The sequence below is a fragment of the Bifidobacterium sp. LH_426 genome (assembly GCF_056356875.1).
This window is the reverse complement of the sequence record NZ_JBKEVB010000006.1, coordinates 82319-102780: the sequence shown is the minus strand read 5'-3', so window position 1 is coordinate 102780 and position 20462 is coordinate 82319. Positions and strand designations below refer to the sequence as shown.

The window sequence follows — 20462 nt, the reverse complement described above, 5'->3', positions numbered from 1 at the left end:
GGGCCCATGTCGTCAGGCGATGGCGTCCGCCAACGAGTCGGGTATCGCAGCGATCACGTCGGAGGCGACGATCGGATGGCCCAACGTGTCGAAGCGCTGACGGCTCGCGTTCATGCCGAACAGCTCCGGCGGCTCCCAGCCGCATTGCTCCGATTCCGAGGCGATCGCCGCCGCGGAGCCGTGCAGGTATGCGGCGGCCGAGGCCGTGCGCGCGACCGTCCATGGATCGTACGGCGCGGGCGAGGGACCGTCGCCCGCGCGCTCCTCGTCGTCCACGTCGTCCACGGCGGCGTCCGTATCCATCTGGGCGAGCAGCGCGCCGGTCATGCCGGCCAGCACGTCGCCGGCCCCGGCCGTGCCCAGCCATGCCGGCGCGGCGCCCGCGACCAGCACGCGCGCGCCTTCGCCCACCACGATCGTCGCCGCCCCCTTGAGCAATACGGTCGCGCCGGTGCGGTCCTGCGCCTGACGGGCGCAACGCAGCGGTTCGACCTCGACCTGCGCCGCGGCGACGCCCAACAGGCGCGCCAATTCGCCCGCATGGGGCGTGATCACCACCTGTGGCACGACGCGCTCCGGCAGCAGGTCGAGCGCGCCCGCGTCCACGACGATCGGCGGCATCGACGACGCGTCCTGCGCGTCGGCGGCGTAATGGCCGAGCAACGCGGCGATCGTCGCACGCTGCACGTCATCGCCGGCATCATCGCCCGCCGGCACGCCGGAACCGACCACCCACGACTGCACGTGCCCCTTGCCGAGCACCGCCTCAGGCAATGCCGCGAGCACCATGTCCTGCGCACGTTCCGGGCCGAGGTAGCGCACCATGCCCACGTTCGTGCGCGCCGCCGCCCTCGCGGTCAGCACCGCAGCGCCGGGGTAGCGCGACGAGCCGGTGACCAGCCCGACCACGCCGCGCGAGTATTTCGCGTCGCCGACACGGGGAAGCCGTACCGCCTCGGACGCCGACTCCCGATCCGTCGCCTCGACGAGCGGCGTCGCGCCGTCCAGATCGAAGCCGAAGTCCGCCAGTGTGATGCGACCGCAGGCGAACGTCGCCGGAGGCAATATCGCGCACGGCTTCATCGCGCCGAACGTCACGGTCTCATCCGCCGGGATGTAGGCGCCCGTCAGCGAGCCATCGTCCACGCCCACACCGGACGGCGTATCCATGGCGAGCACCATCGGCAGCTCCCCGTCCGATTCGCGACCCGGCAGCGCCGGACGGTCGGGGAGCGGGCCGTCGCCGCCGCGCGCGTCCGCCGCGGGCAGGCCGAGCGCCGCGGCGACCGCGGCGGGCACTCCGCGCAGCGGACCGTTCAACCCGATGCCGGTCATCGCGTCGATGACCAGATGCGAACGGCGCGCCACACGGACCGCCGCCTGCAGACGCTCGCCGGCCTCTCCCGCAGAAAAACCGGATGCGCAGCCGGGGATCTCGGCGTCGGGGTCGAGCACCAGCACCTTGCCGCCGGCACGTACGAACGCGGCGAACCCCTCGTCATGCAGGGAGCGGCCCACCGCCACGGCGTTCACCTGGGCGCCCTCCTCGGCGAGCAGCGCCGCGGCGAACAGTCCGTCGCCGCCGTTGTCGCCGCCGCCGGCGAGCAGCGTCACGACCGCATCCTCGATATCGACGCCCTCGTCGTCGAGCATCCTCGCGGCCGTATGCGCGGCCGCGTTCGCCGCCATGCGCATCAGCGGCACCCCGTCGTCGAGCAGCGGACGCTCCATCGCGCGCACATCCGCGGCCGTGAAGGCGCTGTGCAGCAGGACCTCGCGGCGTTCCTCATCGTTCGGTGTATCCATGGCGACCTCCTAGGTTCCGTCCGCCCTCCTGTGCGCGCCGTCGGAACAGGGCGCGCCGGCGGCGGCTCGCGGGCTACCCACCAGTGTAGTCGCGCCGCCATGCCCGCCCCGTATGCCCCATCATGCGGTTTCGGGCATTTGACCGCGAAGGCCGCCGGCCCCTATCCTGTATGGCGATACGGCGCCGGCGGCGTGCAAACGGAACCCCGAGCGCATGAGACAGGCCCGGCCGTCGCGGCCGGGCGGGAAGGAACGGACCATGTTCGGCAGAAGGAACGGCGGACTGTTCGCCGACGGCAAACCCACGCTCGCCCAGTGCGACCCCGAATTCATCGACCTGTTCTCGGCCTTCGCCTACGACGAGGTCGTGCACGAGCCGGGTGCGAACCATCCGGACCTCGACGACGCCACGCGTTCCATGGCGATCCTCGCCACGCTCATCGGCAGTCAGGCCACGGACGCCTACGGGATGCTGCTGCCCGTTGCATTGAAAAGCGGCGTGACCCCGGCCCAGGCCAAGGAGATCGTCTATCAGGCGGTCGCCTACTGCGGCTTCGGGCGCGTGCTGCCCTTCCTCACCATCACCAACGACGTGCTCGCCGACCAAGGCGTCGGCCTGCCGCTTGAAGGCAGGGCGACCGTCACCGCCGACACGCGCGCCGCCGCCGGTGAGGCCAAGCAGATCGAGATCTTCGGCGAGGGAATGCGTGGGTTCGCACATTCCGGCCCCGAAGACACGCGGCACATCAACAAATGGCTCGCCGACAACTGCTTCGGCGACTACTACACGCGCACCGGGCTCGACACCCGCCACCGCGAGATGATCACCCTGTGCTATCTGGCCGCGCAAGGCGGATGCGAGCCGCAGCTGACCGCCCACGCGAAAGCCAACATCGCCGTCGGCAACGACAAGGCGTTCCTCATCGCCGTCGTCTCGCAGTGCATGCCCTACATCGGTTACCCGCGCACGCTCAACGCGCTCAGATGCGTGAAGGAGGCCGCGGCGGCGGCCGAGTGACGCGCCCGGCAGCGGGCATCCCGTCCGTTATAGTGTTCGTTGGCAAAATCCACGGCAACATGACACGGAAAGCGACGGGTGAGGCGACATGGCGATCGATGCACAGGGTCTGGAGATTCAGATCGGGGCGAGGACCCTGCTGCATCCCTCCGACTTCCATGTCGCCAAGGGCGACAAGATCGGTCTCGTCGGGCGCAACGGCGCCGGCAAGACCACACTGACCCGCGTCATCACCGGCGACATGCTGCCCACCGCCGGCAAGGTGCGCGTCTCCGGCAAGCTCGGCTATCTGCCGCAGGACACGCACGCCGCCGACCCGGAGCAGACCGCGCTCGACCGCATGATGAGCGCGCGCGACATCGCCACGATCATCAACCGCATCCGCAAGGCCGAGAAGGAGATGACCGACCCGGACCCGGACGTGATGACGAAAGCCATGAACCGCTACGACAAGGCCATGCAGGACTTCGACAAGGCGGGCGGCTACGCGGCCCAGTCCGAGGCGACCGCGATGGCCGCCTCGCTGGGATTGCCGCAGGACGTCATGGAGCAGCAGCTCGGCACCCTGTCCGGCGGCCAGCGCCGACGCATCGAACTGGCGCGCATCCTCTTCTCCGACGCGGACACGCTCATCCTCGACGAGCCCACCAACCATCTCGACGCCGACTCCATCGAATGGCTGCGCGGCTACCTCAAGAAGTACGAGGGCGGCTTCCTCGTCATCTCCCACTCCACCGAACTGCTCGACGAGGTCGTCAACAAGGTGTGGCACCTCGACGCCCAGCTCGGCCAGATCGACATGTACTCGCTCGGCTGGAAGGCGTACCTGCACCAGCGCGTCGTCGACGAGGAGCGCCGCCGCCGCGAACGCGAAGTCGCCGAGAAGAAGGCCGAACGCCTCATGAAGCAGGGCATCCGCCTGCACGCCAAGGCCACGAAGGCCGTCGCCGCGCAGAACATGATGCGCCGCGCCGAAAAACTCCTCGAGAACACGTCGGAGGCGCAGAAGAAGGAGAAGGTGGCGGACATCCGCTTCCCCGAACCCGCGCCCTGCGGCAAGACCCCGATCATGGCGAAGGACATCTCCAAGGCGTACGGCTCCAACATCGTGTTCGCCGGCGTCAACCTCGCCATCGACAAGGGCTCGCGCGTCGTCATCCTCGGCTACAACGGCGCCGGCAAGACCACCACGCTGCGGCTGCTCGCCCACATCGAACAGCCCGACACCGGCTCCGTCGACTACGGCCACGGCTGCAAGATCGGCTACTTCGCGCAGGAGCACGACACGCTCGACCTCGACGCCACCGTGCTCGAGAACCTCACGCACGTCGCCCCCGAACTGAACGACACGCAGGCGCGATCCATCCTCGGCTCGTTCCTGTTCTCCGGCGACGACGCGATGAAGCCCGCCCGCGTGCTCTCCGGCGGCGAGAAGACGCGACTCGCGCTCGCCACGCTCGTCACCTCGCGCGCCAACGTGCTGCTGCTCGACGAGCCCACCAACAACCTCGACCCCGCCTCGCGCGAGGAAATCCTCAAGGCCATCGCCAAATACGAGGGCGCGATCGTGCTCGTCACCCACGACGAGGGCGCCGTCCAGGCGTTGAACCCGGAACGCGTGCTCCTCATGCCCGACGGCGACGAGGATCTGTGGAACGACTCCTACCTCGAACTGGTCGCCGAGGAGTAGTCCTCCAGATACGCGCGCATACGACGCAGACCCTCGGCGGTGGCCTCGGGCGTGCCCACGTAGCTCAGACGCACGTAGCCACGGCCACGCCCACCGAACCCGGAAGCGGGCGTCACCACCACCTTGGCACGATGCAGCAGATCGACCGCGAATGCGTGGTCATCCATGCCGGTGTCGCGCACGTCCACCAGCACGTAGAACGCGCCGTCCGGCGTCGCGCATGAGACAAGCGGCATGTCCGCCACGGCGGCGACGACCATGTCGCGGTTCGCGCGGTAGACGGACGTCATCTCGTCGAGGATCTCGTTCGACCCCTCCAACGCGGCCACCGCGCCCTGCTGCAACGCGCCCGGCACACAGGAGACGATGTCCTCCTGCATCACCGTCATCCGGTCGATGATCGGCTTCGGGCCGAACGCCGCGCCGATGCGCCAACCGGTCATCGCGAACGTCTTCGAGAAACTGTCCACCACCACGGTGCGGCGGCGCATGCCCGGCACCGCGGCGATCGACAGACATTCGACCGACGGATCGTAGACGAACGAGCGGTACACCTCGTCGCTGATCACCCACAGGTCATGCCGTTCGCACACTTCGGCGATGAGATCCAGCTGCTCCGCGTCGATGACCGCCCCCGTCGGGTTCGACGGCGAATTGAGCAGGATCGCGCGCGTGCGCGGCGTGACCGCCGCCTCCACGTCCGCCGCCTGCATGCGGAAGCCGTGGCCCGCGTCGAGCGGCACCGGCACGACGTTCGCGCCGACGAGCCTCACCTGTCCGAAATAGTTCGCATAGCCGGGGTCGGGGATCAGGATGTCGTCGCCCGGGTCGAGCGTCGCGAGCATCGCCAGATACACGGCCTCCATGCCGCCCGCCGTGACGATCACGTCCGTGTCCGGATCGTAGTCGGTGCCATCCGCCGCGTTGCGGTGCTCGCACCACGCCTCACGCAGCGCGACCGCGCCACGGTTCGGCGTGTAGTGCGTGTCGTCGAGGCTCGCGGCCCGGTAGGCGGCGTCGATGACCGGCTGCGGGGTGTCGAATCCGGGTTCGCCGATCGCGAACGAGACGGCGTCCGGCACGCCCGCGGCGAGTTCGAACATCTCGCGCACGCTCGGATACAGGGCTTCGGCGGCGCGCTTCGATACCTTCGGCATGACGGCATACTCCTTGTGCATCCATTCGGATTCGTCGTATGCGGCGGCGGGGTCGCGGTTCCCCTTCACGAACCACGACCCCGCCGCCGAAATCCATAGGTTGCCGGCAAGTATGCCATCGTCGCGTTACGCGGAGGAGAGCGTGTCCGATGCGCGAGAAACGGCGATGGACGCTCCGGCGGCGGGTCAGTCGAAGAACCCGTTTCCGATCGACGGCATGCTCCGGTATGGCGGACGGTACGGCGGACGATGCGTGCGGTCGCCGTACAGGTCCTCATGGCCGAACGCGGTGGCGTGTCGGTCGCGGCGCATGTACTCGTACACGTCCACGTCGGTCGGATCGGGCTGGTTCGACCAGTCGACGCCTCCCGACAGCAGCGGGTCGCGCACGTCGATGCGGCTGCGCATCAGTTCGATGTCCTCCGACGCGTCCGCCAGACGGTCCGGATCCGTGCGCCTCAGCCGCTGTTCGACCAGATCGAGATAGGCGCGTTGGCTCTGCAGATCCTCATGCAGCCGCACCTCCTCGCACAACGCCGTGTACAGCCGCTCCCCGCGGCATGCGCGCTGCGCCTGCTCGACGGTCTCCTCGTGCCGGCGATCCGCCTCGACGCGTTCCCGCGAAGCATCGATCTCGTGCGCCAACCCGTCGAACAGCGTGGAAAGGCGTTCGTCCATCCGCGAGTTCACGGTGTCGCGCAGGGAACGCTGGCGGGCGAACGGACGTTCGCCGTTGACCCGCAGCGACAGCATGCCGGTCGGTTCGAATTCGCGCGACCGTCCCTCCACCCATTGCGGCGCGTCGCTTTTCGGCACGCCGGTCAGCGTGCGGGGCTTCGGCGGGCTGCCGGGCTTCGACAGCTCCGACACGTGGAACGAGGACATGAACCCGTCCTCGTCCCGCACGACGAGATGCGGCCACGGCCATTTGGACCGCTTCGCCTCGGCGAACAGCTCCCGGGACGGGTCGACGACGGCGTATCCGCGTTCGACGGCCATGCGGGCCGCTGTCCCGATGATCGTCGCGGCCCTGTCCACCTGATCGTCCGACACATACCGCCTGTCGACGTCCTCCCGGAACAGCTGGACCCACGACCGCGCCGTCGCGTCCTCGTCCTGCATGATGATCTCGTCCGACATGATGTCGCTCCTTCTCCCGATGCGCGGCCTACGCTGGCCGCCTTGCGGACCTTCGTCGTCCGCCGACACGCACCACCATGCCGCGTCTGTGAGGTATATGCAAATCGCATGTGAACAATGTGCATAACGGTGCATAACTCTGTGCATAACCGCTGGATATCGGGGTGAAACCGTACGGATGGGATTGCGATGTCGCAATCCGATCGTGTCGGGTTCCGCCGACGGCGTATTCGGATGTTCCGCCGAAATCATGCACGACACGCCGCGTCGACGGAAACCGTACCCGATATGCCGGCCCGTACGGGCGTGTGTTAGCTTCTAGGAGAGACGCGGGGCACGCCGTCGTTCCCGTCTCGCACGGCAACGATCGAGGACGGCGGCAGGAGGTGCGCCATGGGCGATGCGCGACGGGAGATGGAACGGCTGCGGCCGGTCTACGAGACCGGCGTGCTCAGACTGCTGCTGCGACGCAACTCGCGCCTGTACGTGGCGTTGCTCAAGGCGGCGTTCGACCCGCTGACCGGCGAACTGCCGCGCGAGACGCTGGAGGAACGGTTCGCGCAGGGACTCGCCGCGCTCGCCGACATCGGCGAATACGCGCTGGACCCCGACCTCACGTTCGGCCAGGCCGCGCATCGCATGCTCGTCGACCTGACCCGCGAGGGCGAAGGCGACTACGCCTGGCTCGCCAACTCGCACGACGCCGCATCCCACCGGTTCCTCTACCGGCTGACCGCGCGCGCCCACCGCGCCATCGAGGCGCTGGGGCGGCTGGAGGACGAATCCCGCACCCTGTCCGGCGCGCAGGCCAACAGCATCATCATGGAGATCGAGCACGCTCGCATGCGGCTGACCGCCGACCCCGGCGAACGCGTGCGCCTGCTCAACCGCGAGATCAAGGAGCGCAAGCACGAGATCAGACGCATCCAGCAGGGGATGCGGCATGAGACGCTCGACGACTCGCAGGTGGAGGACATCATCGCCGTCATCCACAACACGTTGCGCGGCGTGCCCGTCGACCTGCGTGAGCTCGTGCTCGCCGAACGGGACAACGGCGACGCGCTCCGCCGGCGCATGCAGGCCGGCGACATGGACGTCGACGAGATCCTGAACGCCTACAACGCCGAATACCGCGCGAACTTCGGCGAATCCGACATGGGGCGCCGCTTCGAGGACGCCTTCCAGGTGATCATCACCGACGAGGGACGCCAGCAGATCGACGAGGCGATGCGCGACATCGCGAGGACGCCCTACCTCGCCGGGGAGGCCTCCGCGCTGCTCGGACAGGTGCGTGACGAGCTCGCCCACATCTACGACGGCATCGAGGCGGTGCGCGCGCAGATGCGCGTCTCCAACGAGGAGATCGGCAGACTCGTGCGCCAGCAGACCGACACGCGGTACAGGTCGATGCTCGCGCGGCTCAACCGCCTGTACGCCGCCGTCAACGCCGATGCGAAAGCCCATCCGGGCGCCGACGGCAGACCCTACGCCACCGATGTCGGCGGCGTACGGCTCTCCCCACTGCCCACGCGGCCGGCACGGTCGATGGTCCGCGCGGCGGCGCCCGGACTGGACCGCGACGCCGGGGACGCCGACATGCCCCGCATCGACCTGAAGACGCTGATCGACAACGGCGGCCCACGGCTGCGCCGCATGATCGCGCTCATCCGGCGGGAACCGGTGATGGCCGACGGCGGGATCGACATCGCCGCCAGCTTCAACCGGTTGCCGGAAGCGGACCGGCGCGAAAGCGAGCTCGTCGGATTCCTCGGGGCAATCGGCGGACAGGAGGACGGCGACGCCGTCTGGCATTGCGTGACGATCGACGGGAGGCCGCGGGACTGGCGCACACGTGCGTTGGTCGCCGACGAGGACGAACTGGACGCCATCATGGAGGAAGGATGATTATGGACGAGGAAACCAACCCCGACGCCCTGTTCGAAGGGGACCGCGGCGACATGGGCGCGGACGCCCGCAGGGCCGCCATCGCGCTCAAACGCGAACGGTACGTCGAAGGCGAGCTGTACGACCTCGTCAACGACAACCGCGACGCCGTCGTCCGATCGCTCAACAACGACATGCTCGAGCTCGTCGAGGACGAACGTTACCGCATCATGTACGCGACGCCCGTCGCCGGGCCCGACGTCGCGCTGCGCTCGCTCAAGACGCGCACCAGCCTCAAACGCGAGGAGGCCGCCCTGCTCGCGTTCCTGCGCATCCGCGTGCTCGAATACGAGAACATGCGGGTGGCGGAGGACCAGTGGATCGTCGGCTTCGACGAGATGCGCGCCGCGCTCGCCACCGGCGCCGGATACCTCGCCTCGCGCAACGACGAGGAAGGCGTGCTCAGACAGGTGGGCACGCTCGTCAACACGATGGTCACCTACGGCTACCTGTCCGACACCGACGACGACGCCATGTACCGGATCACGCCGCTCGTCCCCGTCGTGCTCGACCGGGAGCTGGCGGACGCATGGCTCGGCATCGCCGGCGGTGACGGCGACGGGGCCGTCGATGACGGCGCGGACGATGGCGCCGACGTGGATGGCGCCGACGAAGACGGCGCCGAAGCGGAAGAGGAGGAGTGAGCATGGCCGCCAGGGAACTGCAGATGATCGCCGACCGGTGGATGATGGAAAGCCGCCGTCTCGTCAATTGGGGCTCGTACCAGGGCTACCACGAATTCAGGCCGTCCACCGACCCGAAGCTCCCCGTCACGCTGCTCGCCGGAGCCAGCGAATCCGGCAAATCCACGCTCGTGGACGCGCAGATCTCGCTGCTGTACCCGACCGGCACGCCGTTCAACAAGGCGTCGAACTCGGGGCGCTCCGAACGCAGCGACTACACGTACCTGCGCGGCATGGTCGGCGTCGGCAGCACCGCGGGCGGCGACGAGCCGGTCTACCTGCGCGGCCGCGACGACGACGGGGCGCCGCAGGCCGTATGGGGCGCCATCGTCGACACCTACGTGAACGCCACCAGCGGCCAGACGCTGTCATGCGCCAAATTCCTCTACCTGATGGCGGGCGACGGCCGCGGCGACATACGCCGGCAGTACGCGGCATGGGGCAAGCCGATCGACCCGCGGCTCATGGACGCCTACCGCGACCATCCGTTCACCCCCACGCAGCTGAGGGACACGTACCCCGGATGCGAGACCTTCACCAGCGCCGACGCGTTCCACGAACACATCTGGGACATGATGGGACTGAGCGAGGAGGCCTGTCGGCTGCTGCACAAGATCCAATCGGCGGACGCGCCGTCGAGACTCGACGACATCTTCAAGCAGGGTGTGCTCGGCGTGCCCGAAGCCCTGGCCCTGGCGCGCGACACCGTCGACGATTACGAACGCTACGAGGCGAACTTCACCGAAATGGAACGCAAGGCGAAACGCGTGACGGCGCTCACCGGCATCCGGGACGCATGCGAAGCCTACGACGACGCATGCCGGCGCGTCCGGACATTCGACCCGGTCGATCCGTCCAAGGAGGCCGGATCGGCGGCGATACGGCGGTGGGCGATCGCGCGGATGGCCGACGAGGTCGCCGCACGGCTGCCCATCGACGAACGCGAGCACCGCGAGCACCAGGCCGCCGCCGAAACCGCATACCGAGACGGCGAGAAGATCCGCGCGGGCATCGACGCCATCCGCGACCGCATCAGGGGGTTGGACGGTGGCAACCTCGCGCGGATGGAGATGGAACTCGAACAGGCCAGGCGCATGCTCGACGACGTGAAGACGAACCGCGGGCGCATCGAGGTCGGGTTCGAGACGATCGGCGAGACGATGCCCGGAGACGAGCATGCCTGGACGGAGAGGCGCATCGCCGCCGTGGACTTCACCCGCCTGTACGACCGGCGGGCGCAGGAGCTGGACGAGACGCGCGACCGCGCGGTCGCCGCCCGCTCCGCGGCGAACGACGAGCTGCGCCGCCTCGAACGCGACTATGAGCGCCAGAAGACGCAGCGCACCCGCATCACCCAGCAGATGGACGAGACCCGCGCCATGCTCTGCAGGGCCACCGGACTGTCCGCCGGCGAACTGCCGTACGTCGCCGAACTCATGGACGTGCGCGAGGACGAGGAACAGTGGCGTCTGGCCATGAACGTCACCTACGGCGCCATCGCGCAGACCATCCTCGTCGACAAGCGCCACGAACGTGGCTTCGCCGCCAAGATCAGCGCCATCGACCCGCATGCGATGGCGCGACGCACCTGGCAGTTCGTCGACACCTCGGAGCGCTTCGGGGCGGACGACGGAAAGGCCGCGGGCGACGGCCCGTGGATGTCCTCGAAGCTGCGGTATCGCGAGGATTCGCCGTTCGCCGATTGGCTGCGCGCGCAGACCGCATCCGAACGGTTCGACGCCGTATGCGTCGACGCCATCGACGACGCCGACCGCGAACGCCGCCAGGTGCAGGCCGACGGGCAGATCAAAAGCGGCAAACGCGGGCAGCACGGCGTCAAGGACCGTCGCGAGGTCATCGGTTATGTCACCGAGGCCTATCTGGACGCGCTGAAGCACGGCATCGCCGAAGCGCGCGGCCGCTCGGAACGGGCGGAAAGCGACTACATGGAGGCGAAACAGCGTGCGGAGGCCCTGCGCAGCGGGCTCGAACTCGCCAAGCAGCTCGCCTACACGTCATGGGAGAGCGTCGACGTGGAATCCGCCTCGGCCACGGTGGACGGGCTCGAGGCGTCGATCGCCGCGATCAGGAACAACCCGGAGCTCGCCGAGCTCGTCCGACGTGAGGAATCGATGAGAGAGGAGCTCGACCGCAACGAGCAGCGCCGGTTCGCCGAGAAACGTGACGCCGACGCCGCGGCGTCCGCCTGCGAAGCCGCCCGACGGTGGCTGGACGCCAACCGGAGCCATGCGTCGCGGGAGACCGACGGCGATGCGGACGCCGCCGGGCGCGTGGGCGCCGCGCCGTTGGACGAGAGCGCGGAAACGGCGCTCGAACACTCCTATGAGGACGGGTTCTCGGGAATCGCGGACGCTGCGCTGCGGGCCCACATGATCATCGGGGCGGGCGCAGACGCGCCGGCCGCGGGCACGTCGTTCCCCGAACGCGTTATCGCGAGGATGCGCGACGACATGACCGCCCGCATCGACGCGCTCGCCTCCCAGGTCTCGGCCGCGAAGACGGTCGTCGAAGCCCGGATGGAATCGTACAAGGGCATGTACGCCGCGGACGACGACGCGCTGTCGGCCACAGTGGTGGACCGCCGGTACTATCTCGACGAGCTGGAGGGACTGTCGCGACTGACCGCCGGCGAGGCGACCGGCGCCGAATACCGGCGTTGCCTGGAACAGCTGCTGATGAGCCTGCTGACCATCAAACGCGCCGTCGACACCGACGAGGCAGGCATCCGCGACCAGCTCGACCGCATCAACGCCATGCTCGACGGGCAGCGGTTCGGCCCCAAGCACGGCAGCCTGTCCCTGCATGCGGACGTGCGCAAGCCGGACCGGGGCTTCTCCTCGCAGCTGACCCGGACCATCGGCGCGCTCAACGACTGGAAGGCGTCGGGGAGCGACGATACGGCGGTGATGCGCAAGGTGTTCACCTCGTGCGGCGGCGTCATCGGTCTGCTGCGCGCCCAGCTCGCGCAGGTGAGGGACGCGAACGGTGTGAAGAGCTACGGCGCGCGCGACCTCGACCCGCGGTGCCGTTCGTCCTTCTACGCGATCGTGCACCACGAGGACGGGCTCGACGAGCGCATCACCTCCACCGGCGGACGGTCCGGCGGAGCCCTGCAGGAGCTCACCTCGTTCGTCTACGGCGCCGCGCTCATCTACCTGCTCGGCGGAGGCATGGAGAACCGTCTCAAACCCAACTACACGACGCTGTTCCTCGACGAGGCGCTCATCAAGGCGGACGGCCGCTACACGCAGCGCGCCCTCACCGTGCTGCCGCGCCTCGGCTTCCAGGTGATCGTCTCCGCGCCGGAAAGCAAGACTGGCGAGATTCTCGAGGTCTCCACCAAGGCCTACGTCACCTACAAGAACCCCGACACCGGCCTCACCTCCCTGCGCGAGGCCGACCTCGCCGGAGAAGGGGAGGATGAATCCGCGGACGTCGCCTGACGGCATGACGGTCCGGCCGGGAGACACGCCGTCGAACAGGTGTTCGATATGCGTCGGGGTTTCGGGTATTCTGGGTGCGGAAAATCCGCGGCCGGACGCGTGCCGCGGCGACTGACGGAAGGCGGGGATCGTGGCGACGAAACGGAAGACGACGGGCGGCAGGAACGGCGAGGTCGTCGTCGAGAAGGTGATGACCAGCGATTCGTTCCTCACGCGCGAGATCCGCAAGGCGCCGCTCGTCGAGCACGACGGTTCGCTCGTGGCGGACATCTCGCACATCCCCAACGACCTCAAGATCACCATCCAGGGCGCGCGCGAGCACAACCTCAAGAACGTGGACCTCGCGATCCCGCGCAATCGCATGGTCGTGTTCACCGGCCTGTCCGGTTCGGGCAAATCCTCGCTCGCGTTCGACACCCTGTTCGCCGAGGGCCAGCGCCGCTACGTCGAATCGCTGTCCGCGTACGCGCGCCAGTTCCTCGGTCAGATGGACAAGCCGGACGTCGACTTCATCGAAGGCCTGAGCCCCGCCGTGTCCATCGACCAGAAGACCACGAACCGCAACCCGCGCTCCACCGTCGGCACCATCACCGAGATCTACGATTACCTGCGTCTCCTGTTCGCGCGCACCGGCGTGCCGCACTGCCCCGAATGCGGCGAACCCGTCGCCTCGCAGACCCCGCAGCAGATCGTCGACGCGCTCATGGACTATCCGGAACGCACCCGCTTCCAGATTCTCGCGCCCGTCGTCAAAGGCCGCAAGGGCGAATTCGTCGACATGCTCGAACTGCTACGCTCCGACGGCTACGCCCGCGCGCTCATCGACGGCCAGATGCGGCAGCTGTCCGATGACATCACGCTCGCCAAGCAGAAGAAGCACACCATTGAGGTCGTCGTCGACCGTCTCGTCGTCAAGGACGGCATGCGCCAGCGGCTCACCGACTCGGTCGAGACGGCGCTGAAGCTCGCCAACGGCTCCATCGTCATCGACTTCGTCGACGAGGAGGAGGGAAGCCCCGCCCGCCGTCGGCCGTTCTCCGAACACCGCAGCTGTCCGAACGGGCACGTGCTCGAACTCGACGAGATCGAGCCGCGCACCTTCTCCTTCAACGCGCCTTACGGCGCATGCCCCGCCTGCACCGGTCTCGGCTTCAAGCTCGAGATCGACCCGGAGCTCGTCATCGCCGACCCGGACAAGTCGCTCGCCGACGGCGTCATCGAACCGTGGAGCAACACGAAGATGACCGCCCAGTACTATGGCCATCTGCTCGAAGGCCTCGCCCGCGAGATGGGCTTCTCGATGCGCACCCCGTGGAAGGACCTGCCCGCCGACGTGCGCCACGACATCCTCTACGGCCACGAGTTCAAGGTCGACGTCTCCTACCGCAACCGTTGGGGCCGTCTCAGGGAATACTCCACCGGCTTCGAAGGCGTGGTGCGTTCGCTCATGCGCAAGCACGAGGAGACCGACTCGCAGTCGATGAGGGAGTACTACGAGTCGTACATGCGCGAAGTGCCTTGCCAGGTGTGCCACGGCAGGCGTCTCAAGCCCGAGGTGCTGGCCGTCACCGTCGGCGGCCTGTCCATCTTCGACGTGTGCGACATGCCCGTCGTGCGCGGGCTCGCCTGGGTCAACGGGCTCAAGCTCGAAGGCGCGGACGCGAAGATCGCCGGCGAGGTGCTCAAGGAGATTCGCGCCCGCCTCGGCTTCCTCAACGACGTCGGCCTCGACTACCTCACCCTGTCGCGCGCCGCCGCCACCCTGTCCGGCGGCGAGGCGCAGCGCATCCGTCTCGCCACGCAGATCGGTTCCGGCCTCGTCGGCGTCATGTACGTGCTCGACGAGCCGTCCATCGGCCTGCACCAGCGCGACAACGCGCGTCTCATCGAGACGCTCCACCATCTGCGCGACCTCGGCAATACGCTCATCGTCGTCGAGCACGACGAGGACACGATCCGCGAGGCCGACTGGCTGGTCGACATCGGCCCCGGCGCCGGCGAGCACGGCGGCGAGGTCGTCTACTCGGGGCCCGCGAAGCATCTCGTCGAGGCGAAACGCTCGATCACCGGCGACTACATCGCCCACCGCCGCGAGATTGCCGTGCCCGCCCACCGCCGCAAGGTGAGGAGGACCGCCCAGCTCAAGGTCGTCGGCGCGCGCGAGAACAACCTCAAGAACATCGACGTGAGCTTCCCGCTCGGCGTGTTCACCGTCGTCACCGGCGTCTCCGGATCCGGCAAATCCTCGCTCGTCAACACGATCCTCTACCCGGTCCTCGCCGACAAGCTCAACGGCGCGCGCATCGTGCCCGGCAAGCACCGCCGCGTCGAAGGGCTCGACCAGGTCAGGAAGGTCATCCACGTCGACCAGAACCCGATCGGGCGCACGCCGCGCTCCAACCCCGCCACCTACACGGGCGTGTGGGACAAGATCCGCGCCCTGTTCGCCAAGACGCCCGAGGCGCAGGTGCGCGGCTACGGGCCCGGCCGTTTCTCCTTCAACGTGAAGGGCGGCCGTTGCGAAGCATGCCATGGCGACGGCACGCTCAAGATCGAGATGAACTTCCTGCCCGACGTGTACGTGGAATGCGAGACCTGCCATGGCAAACGCTACAACCGCGAGACCCTCGAGGTGAAGTACAACGGCAAGACCGTCTCCGACATCCTCGACATGCCCATCGAGGAGGCCGCCGACTTCTTCAAGGCGTACACCGGCATCTCCCGGTACCTCAAGACCCTCGTGGACGTCGGCCTCGGCTACATCCGCCTCGGCCAGCCCGCCCCGACGCTCTCCGGCGGCGAATCCCAGCGCGTCAAGCTCGCCACCGAACTGCAGCGCAGGTCCGACGGCAGGACCGTGTACATCCTCGACGAGCCGACCACCGGCCTGCACTTCGAGGATGTGAACAAGCTGCTCAAGGTGCTGCAGGGGCTCGTCGACAAGGGCAACACGGTCATCGTCATCGAGCACAACCTCGACGTGGTCAAGTCGGCCGACTGGATCATCGACCTCGGGCCCGAGGGCGGCGACGGCGGCGGCACCGTCGTCACGCAGGGCACGCCCGAACAGGTGGCGCAATGCGAATCGTCGTGGACCGGCCGCTTCCTCAAAGGCATGCTCTGAAAGGCGACGCCGTGACCAACGACATCGAACGGCACTCGCCCGAGGCATGGCGGCGGACCGCCGACGCGTTGCGCGGGGAGGCGACGGACGGCACGTCCGACGCCGACGGCGCGACGGCGAAGACGAACCGCAACGGGGCGCCGCTGCTCGGCGACTCGCGCGACCTGTTCCGTCCGAAATCCTCGGACATCCCCGCCGAACCCGGCGTGTACAAATGGCGCGACGGCGAAGGCCGCGTCATCTACGTCGGCAAGGCGAAGAACCTGCGCAACAGGCTCGCCAACTACTTCCAGCCGCTGTACCTGCTGCACCCGCGCACGCAGACCATGGTGCTCACCGCCCGCAGCCTCGAATGGACCGTCGTCGGCACCGAACTCGAATCGCTCACCCTCGAATACACGTGGATCAAGGAGTTCGACCCCCGGTTCAACGTGCAGTTCCGCGACGACAAGACCTACCCGTACCTCGCGGTCTCCGTCGGCGAGACGGTGCCGCGCGTGTGGGTGACGCGCAGCCGCAAACGCCGCGACACCCGCTACTTCGGCCCCTACGCGAAGGTGTGGGACCTGCGCCACGGACTCGACCGGCTCCTGCGCACCTTCCCCGTGCGCACCTGCGCCGACGGCGTCTACCGCAAGGCCGAACTCACGGGACGGCCCTGCCTGCTCGCCTCCATCGGCAAATGCTCCGCGCCGTGCGTCGGCCGCATCGACGCGAAGGAGCACCGGCGCATGTGCGAACGGCTCGTCGGCGTGATGACCGGCAGACTCGGCAAGTCGTACATCGCGCAGCTCACCCGCGACATGAAGGCCGCCAGCGCCGACCTCGAATTCGAGAAGGCGGCGCGCCTGCGCGACGAGATCGCCATGCTCTCCACCGTCGTCCAGCAGAACGCGGTCGTGCTCGACGACCAGGTCGACGCCGACGTGTTCGGCTTCGCCACCGACGAGATCGAAGCCTCCGTGCACGCGTTCCACGTGCGCGCCGGCACGATCCGCGGCGAACGCAACTGGAGCGTCGAACGCGTCGACGACGTCGACGACGCCGATCTCATGGCCGACCTGCTCGTGGGCGTCTACTCGGACGCGCGGAACGACGCCGCGGCCGGGAACGCGACGGCGAAGGTCGAGGAACGGCGCGACGCCATCGGGTCCACGCAGCGCGTGACCGCGACCGACGCGGCGTCCCGCGCGCGGGCGACGCGCGAACGCAACGCGCGACAGGAGGTCACCGGGCGCGCCGACCTGCTCGCCCCCATCGCCCCGGTGCCCCGCGAGGTCATCACGCCCATCGAACTCGAACCGTCCCGGCGCGAGGAGCTCGAAACCTGGCTGACCGGACTGCGCGGCGGCGCGGTCACGATCCGCGTCGCCGGCAGAGGCGACAAGCGGCAGCTCATGGACCGGGCGAACGACAACGCCGCGCAGGCGCTGGCCCGCGCCAAGATGAGCCGCATCGCCGACATCGGCGCACGCACCCGCGCCATGAACGAGGTCGCCGACGCGCTGGGCCTCGCCGACGCCCCGCTGCGCATCGAATGCTACGACATCTCCAACACGGTCGGCGGGGCCTTCCAGGTGGCCTCCATGGTCGTGTTCGAGGACGCCGTCGCCAAGAAAAGCGAATACCGGCGCTTCGCCATCCGCGGCAAGGACGGCCAAGGCGCGCTCGACGACCTGAGCGCCCTCTACGAGACGCTGACGCGGCGCTTCCGTCACGGCAACATCGCCGGCGACTCCGGCGAGAGCATCGAGGCGGAACGACGCGCGAAGACGGCGACGGACGCGCGCGCCGATGCCCGAAGCGGCACGGTCGCGGAAGACGACGGAACGAGGAAGGACACGGTCCAGCAGAACACGGACCGGCGCCGGTTCGCCTACAAGCCGAACCTCGTCGTCGTCGACGGCGGCAGGCCGCAGGCCATGGCCGCCGCGAAGGCGCTCGCCGACTGCGGCATCGACGACGTGGCCGTATGCGGGCTCGCCAAACGGCTCGAAGAGGTGTGGGTGCCGGACGACGACTACCCGATCATCCTCAAACGCCAATCCGAGGGCATGTACCTGCTGCAGCGCGTGCGCGACGAATCGCACCGCTTCGCCATCACCTACCACCGGCAGACGAGACGCAAGGGGGCGTTGCGCAGCGCCCTCGACGGCATCCCCGGCGTGGGACCCGCCTACCAGAAACGGCTGCTCGCGCGGTTCGGTTCGGTCAAGGCGATGCGCGGCGTCGGCGTCGAGGAGCTGGAGCAGGTCAAGGGGATAGGCCATGCCAAGGCGCAGGCCATCTACGACGCCCTGCACGCGGACGGTGCGGACGGCGCCGGCGGCACCGGCGGCCCCGGCACGCGCCGGCCATGAGCAGACGGCTTCCGACCGCGGTCCGGACGGCCCGAGTAGGATGGTCGGGAGAACCGGGAAGGCAAGGAGGGAAGCATGACGATCGCCAATCGGTGCGCGGTGCTCGGCAAGCCCATCGCGCATTCGCTGTCGCCCGTGCTGCACAACGCGGCGTACCGTTCGCTCGGACTCGACGACTGGACGTACGACAGGCACGAGGTGGGGGAGGAGGACCTCGACGGGTTCCTCAAGGGGCTCGACCCCACGTGGCGTGGTCTCAGCCTGACGATGCCGCTCAAGAAGACCATCCAGCCGTACGGCACGCCCCGCAACGTGTGGGCGCGGGAGCTCAACGTCGCCAACACGGCGGTGTTCGACTGGGACGAGGCCACCCACGACGATCCCGCATGGCCCCACGGGAAGCCGGCGATCAGGCTCTACAACACCGACGTGGTCGGCATCCAGCTGGCCTTCGACCACGCCGACCGGGAACTCGGCGTGCATCGCGACGGGCGGGCGGGACGCCGCGCGCTCATCGTCGGCAACGGCAACACCGCCACGTCGGCCGCGGCGGCCTGCCTGATGCTGCCGGGCGTCGAACGCATCACCATCGCCGCGCGCCATCCCGGCCGCGACCTCGGACTGGACTCCGCCGCGAAGGCGTTCCGCGGCGTCGAAGGCCGCCCCTACGACGAGATCGACCTGTCCGACGCGGACGGGGTGACCGCCGCCGCCGGCGAATCCGACTACGTGATCAACACGATTCCCGGGCATGCCGCGGACGGCCTCGCCGAAACGCTCGACTGCTCCGGCAACGCGTTCGGCGGCATGCTGCTCGACGTGGTCTACGACCCGCGTCCCACGAAGCTCATGCAGGCGTGGCGCGCCCACGGCGGCCATGCGATCGGCGGCGAGGAGATGCTCCTGTACCAGGCGCTCATCCAGGTGCTGCTCATGACGGGCATCTGGGACGACGATCCGCCGTCCGACGCCGACCGCCGCCTGCAGGACGTCACCGTCGACGACGACCATCTGGAGATCGCCATGAGAAAGGCGTTGGAGGAGGCGCTGTGATGGAGGACCATGACGCGATGAACGACGCGGCAGCCGCCGCGTCCCATGACGACGAGCCCGCGCCCGCCAACGGCTTCGAGGTGCTGCTCATCACCGGCATGTCCGGTGCGGGGCGCTCGCACGCCGCCGACTGCGTGGAGGACATGGGCTGGTACGTGGTCGACAACATGCCGCCCAAGCTGCTCGTCCCGCTCGTCGACATGATGACCAACGCCGGCGACGGCAAGGGCGTGCACAAGCTCGCCGCCGTCATCGACGTGAGGTCGCGCGAATACTTCGACGACCTCAACGAGGTGCTCAGCCATCTCGACGACCTCGGCGTGCACACCCGCATCCTGTTCCTCGACGCCAGCGACGACGTGCTCGTCACCCGCTACGAGAAGGTGCGCAGGCCCCATCCGCTCCAGCACGGCAACCGTCTCATCGACGGCATCAACGAGGAGCGGGCGCTGCTCGCGAACCTCAAGGAGCGTGCGGACATGGTCATCGACACCTCCGCGCTGAGCATCCACCAGCTATCCACCAAACTGTACGAGGCGATGGTCGGATCCGGTCCGAAGACGGTCTCCGTGCACATCTTCAGCTTCGGGTTCAAATACGGCACCCCCACCGACGCGGACTTCGTGGCCGACGTGAGGTTCCTGCCCAACCCGTTCTGGGTGCCCAGCCTGCGCGAGCTGACCGGATGGGACAAGCCCGTCGCCGACTACGTGCTGAACAGCAAGGGGGCGTCCGAATTCCTCGACGCCTACGAGAAGGCGCTGCTCGTCGCCATCGACGGATACGCGCGCGAGGACAAGCATTTCGTGACGATCGCGGTGGGTTGCACGGGCGGCCAGCACCGGTCGGTCGCCATGAGCGAGGCCCTGGCGAAACGTTTGCGCTCACACGGGCTGGATGTCACCGTTTCCGCCCGCGAACAGCGCAGACGCCGGTGAACGCGCCCGTCGCGGCGCTGACCACATGTCGAGACGTCGGCCGCGAAAAAGTGAAAACGGCGCGACTGTTGTCCAAGATGGTCGG

The 20462-nt window shown here is 68.5% G+C and carries 12 protein-coding genes; 9 read left to right on the top strand and 3 right to left on the bottom strand.

All coding sequences use genetic code 11. The annotated features are described in order from the left end of the window. Nucleotides 1–12: 12 nt before the first annotated feature. Nucleotides 13–1806: a bifunctional ADP-dependent NAD(P)H-hydrate dehydratase/NAD(P)H-hydrate epimerase gene (locus AC1AYD_RS07560; protein ID WP_101622711.1), complete on the bottom strand. Its 1794-nt coding sequence runs from the start codon at nucleotides 1804–1806 to the stop codon at nucleotides 13–15. 259 nt (nucleotides 1807–2065) lie between these two features. On the opposite strand from AC1AYD_RS07560, the gene AC1AYD_RS07555 reads away from it, so the two are divergent. Next, a complete protein-coding gene (locus AC1AYD_RS07555; RefSeq protein ID WP_101622712.1) occupies nucleotides 2066–2824 on the top strand; it encodes a carboxymuconolactone decarboxylase family protein in 759 nt (252 codons plus the stop codon). Between the two features lie 88 nt (nucleotides 2825–2912). Then, nucleotides 2913–4514 carry an ABC-F family ATP-binding cassette domain-containing protein gene (locus tag AC1AYD_RS07550; RefSeq protein ID WP_476544912.1) on the top strand — a complete coding sequence of 534 codons (1602 nt, stop codon included), beginning with the start codon at nucleotides 2913–2915 and terminating at the stop codon, nucleotides 4512–4514. Here the strand turns inward: AC1AYD_RS07550 and AC1AYD_RS07545 are convergent. Then, nucleotides 4487–5671, bottom strand: coding sequence for a pyridoxal phosphate-dependent aminotransferase (locus AC1AYD_RS07545; RefSeq protein WP_034526215.1), 1185 nt, complete (start codon nucleotides 5669–5671; stop codon nucleotides 4487–4489). The two genes, AC1AYD_RS07550 and AC1AYD_RS07545, sit on opposite strands and share 28 nt — an antisense overlap. 186 nt (nucleotides 5672–5857) lie before the next feature. After that, nucleotides 5858–6811, bottom strand: coding sequence for a hypothetical protein (locus tag AC1AYD_RS07540; RefSeq protein ID WP_476544910.1), 954 nt, complete (start codon nucleotides 6809–6811; stop codon nucleotides 5858–5860). A 393-nt stretch (nucleotides 6812–7204) separates the two neighbouring features. On the opposite strand from AC1AYD_RS07540, the gene AC1AYD_RS07535 reads away from it, so the two are divergent. The 7 genes from AC1AYD_RS07535 (at nucleotide 7205) to rapZ (ending at nucleotide 20377) form a co-directional block, all read left to right on the top strand. Next, entirely contained in the window at nucleotides 7205–8716 is a 1512-nt protein-coding gene (locus AC1AYD_RS07535) for a DUF3375 family protein (RefSeq protein WP_476544908.1), read from the top strand. Nucleotides 8717–8718: 2 nt separating this feature from the next. Next, a complete protein-coding gene (locus tag AC1AYD_RS07530; protein ID WP_476544906.1) occupies nucleotides 8719–9399 on the top strand; it encodes a DUF4194 domain-containing protein in 681 nt (226 codons plus the stop codon). Nucleotides 9400–9401: 2 nt separating this feature from the next. Continuing rightward, on the top strand, nucleotides 9402–12902 hold the full coding sequence (locus tag AC1AYD_RS07525) for an ATP-binding protein (protein WP_476544904.1): 3501 nt from the start codon (nucleotides 9402–9404) through the stop codon (nucleotides 12900–12902). A 190-nt stretch (nucleotides 12903–13092) separates the two neighbouring features. Next, a complete protein-coding gene (gene uvrA / locus AC1AYD_RS07520) occupies nucleotides 13093–16026 on the top strand; it encodes an excinuclease ABC subunit UvrA (protein ID WP_476544927.1) in 2934 nt (977 codons plus the stop codon). An 11-nt stretch (nucleotides 16027–16037) separates the two neighbouring features. Continuing rightward, nucleotides 16038–18386: an excinuclease ABC subunit UvrC gene (uvrC, locus tag AC1AYD_RS07515; RefSeq protein ID WP_476544903.1), complete on the top strand. Its 2349-nt coding sequence runs from the start codon at nucleotides 16038–16040 to the stop codon at nucleotides 18384–18386. A gap of 81 nt (nucleotides 18387–18467) precedes the next feature. Further along, nucleotides 18468–19439 (top strand): shikimate dehydrogenase family protein, encoded by a 972-nt coding sequence (locus AC1AYD_RS07510; protein WP_476544926.1) that lies wholly within the window; start codon nucleotides 18468–18470, stop codon nucleotides 19437–19439. A gap of 17 nt (nucleotides 19440–19456) precedes the next feature. Beyond that, the gene (gene rapZ, locus AC1AYD_RS07505; RefSeq protein WP_476544925.1) at nucleotides 19457–20377 is read left to right on the top strand and encodes an RNase adapter RapZ; all 921 of its coding nucleotides are present in this window, start codon (nucleotides 19457–19459) and stop codon (nucleotides 20375–20377) included. Nucleotides 20378–20462: the final 85 nt, after the last annotated feature.

What these genes read in the sequence shown, in the direction of transcription:
- AC1AYD_RS07560 (WP_101622711.1), bottom strand. Translation starts at nt 1,806, where the DNA reads ATGGATACACCGAACGATGAGGAACGCCGCGAGGTCCTGCTGCACAGC.
- AC1AYD_RS07555 (WP_101622712.1), top strand. Translation starts at nt 2,066, where the DNA reads ATGTTCGGCAGAAGGAACGGCGGACTGTTCGCCGACGGCAAACCCACG.
- AC1AYD_RS07550 (WP_476544912.1), top strand. Translation starts at nt 2,913, where the DNA reads ATGGCGATCGATGCACAGGGTCTGGAGATTCAGATCGGGGCGAGGACC.
- AC1AYD_RS07545 (WP_034526215.1), bottom strand. Translation starts at nt 5,671, where the DNA reads ATGCCGAAGGTATCGAAGCGCGCCGCCGAAGCCCTGTATCCGAGCGTG.
- AC1AYD_RS07540 (WP_476544910.1), bottom strand. Translation starts at nt 6,811, where the DNA reads ATGTCGGACGAGATCATCATGCAGGACGAGGACGCGACGGCGCGGTCG.
- AC1AYD_RS07535 (WP_476544908.1), top strand. Translation starts at nt 7,205, where the DNA reads ATGGGCGATGCGCGACGGGAGATGGAACGGCTGCGGCCGGTCTACGAG.
- AC1AYD_RS07530 (WP_476544906.1), top strand. Translation starts at nt 8,719, where the DNA reads ATGGACGAGGAAACCAACCCCGACGCCCTGTTCGAAGGGGACCGCGGC.
- AC1AYD_RS07525 (WP_476544904.1), top strand. Translation starts at nt 9,402, where the DNA reads ATGGCCGCCAGGGAACTGCAGATGATCGCCGACCGGTGGATGATGGAA.
- uvrA (WP_476544927.1), top strand. Translation starts at nt 13,093, where the DNA reads ATGACCAGCGATTCGTTCCTCACGCGCGAGATCCGCAAGGCGCCGCTC.
- rapZ (WP_476544925.1), top strand. Translation starts at nt 19,457, where the DNA reads ATGAACGACGCGGCAGCCGCCGCGTCCCATGACGACGAGCCCGCGCCC.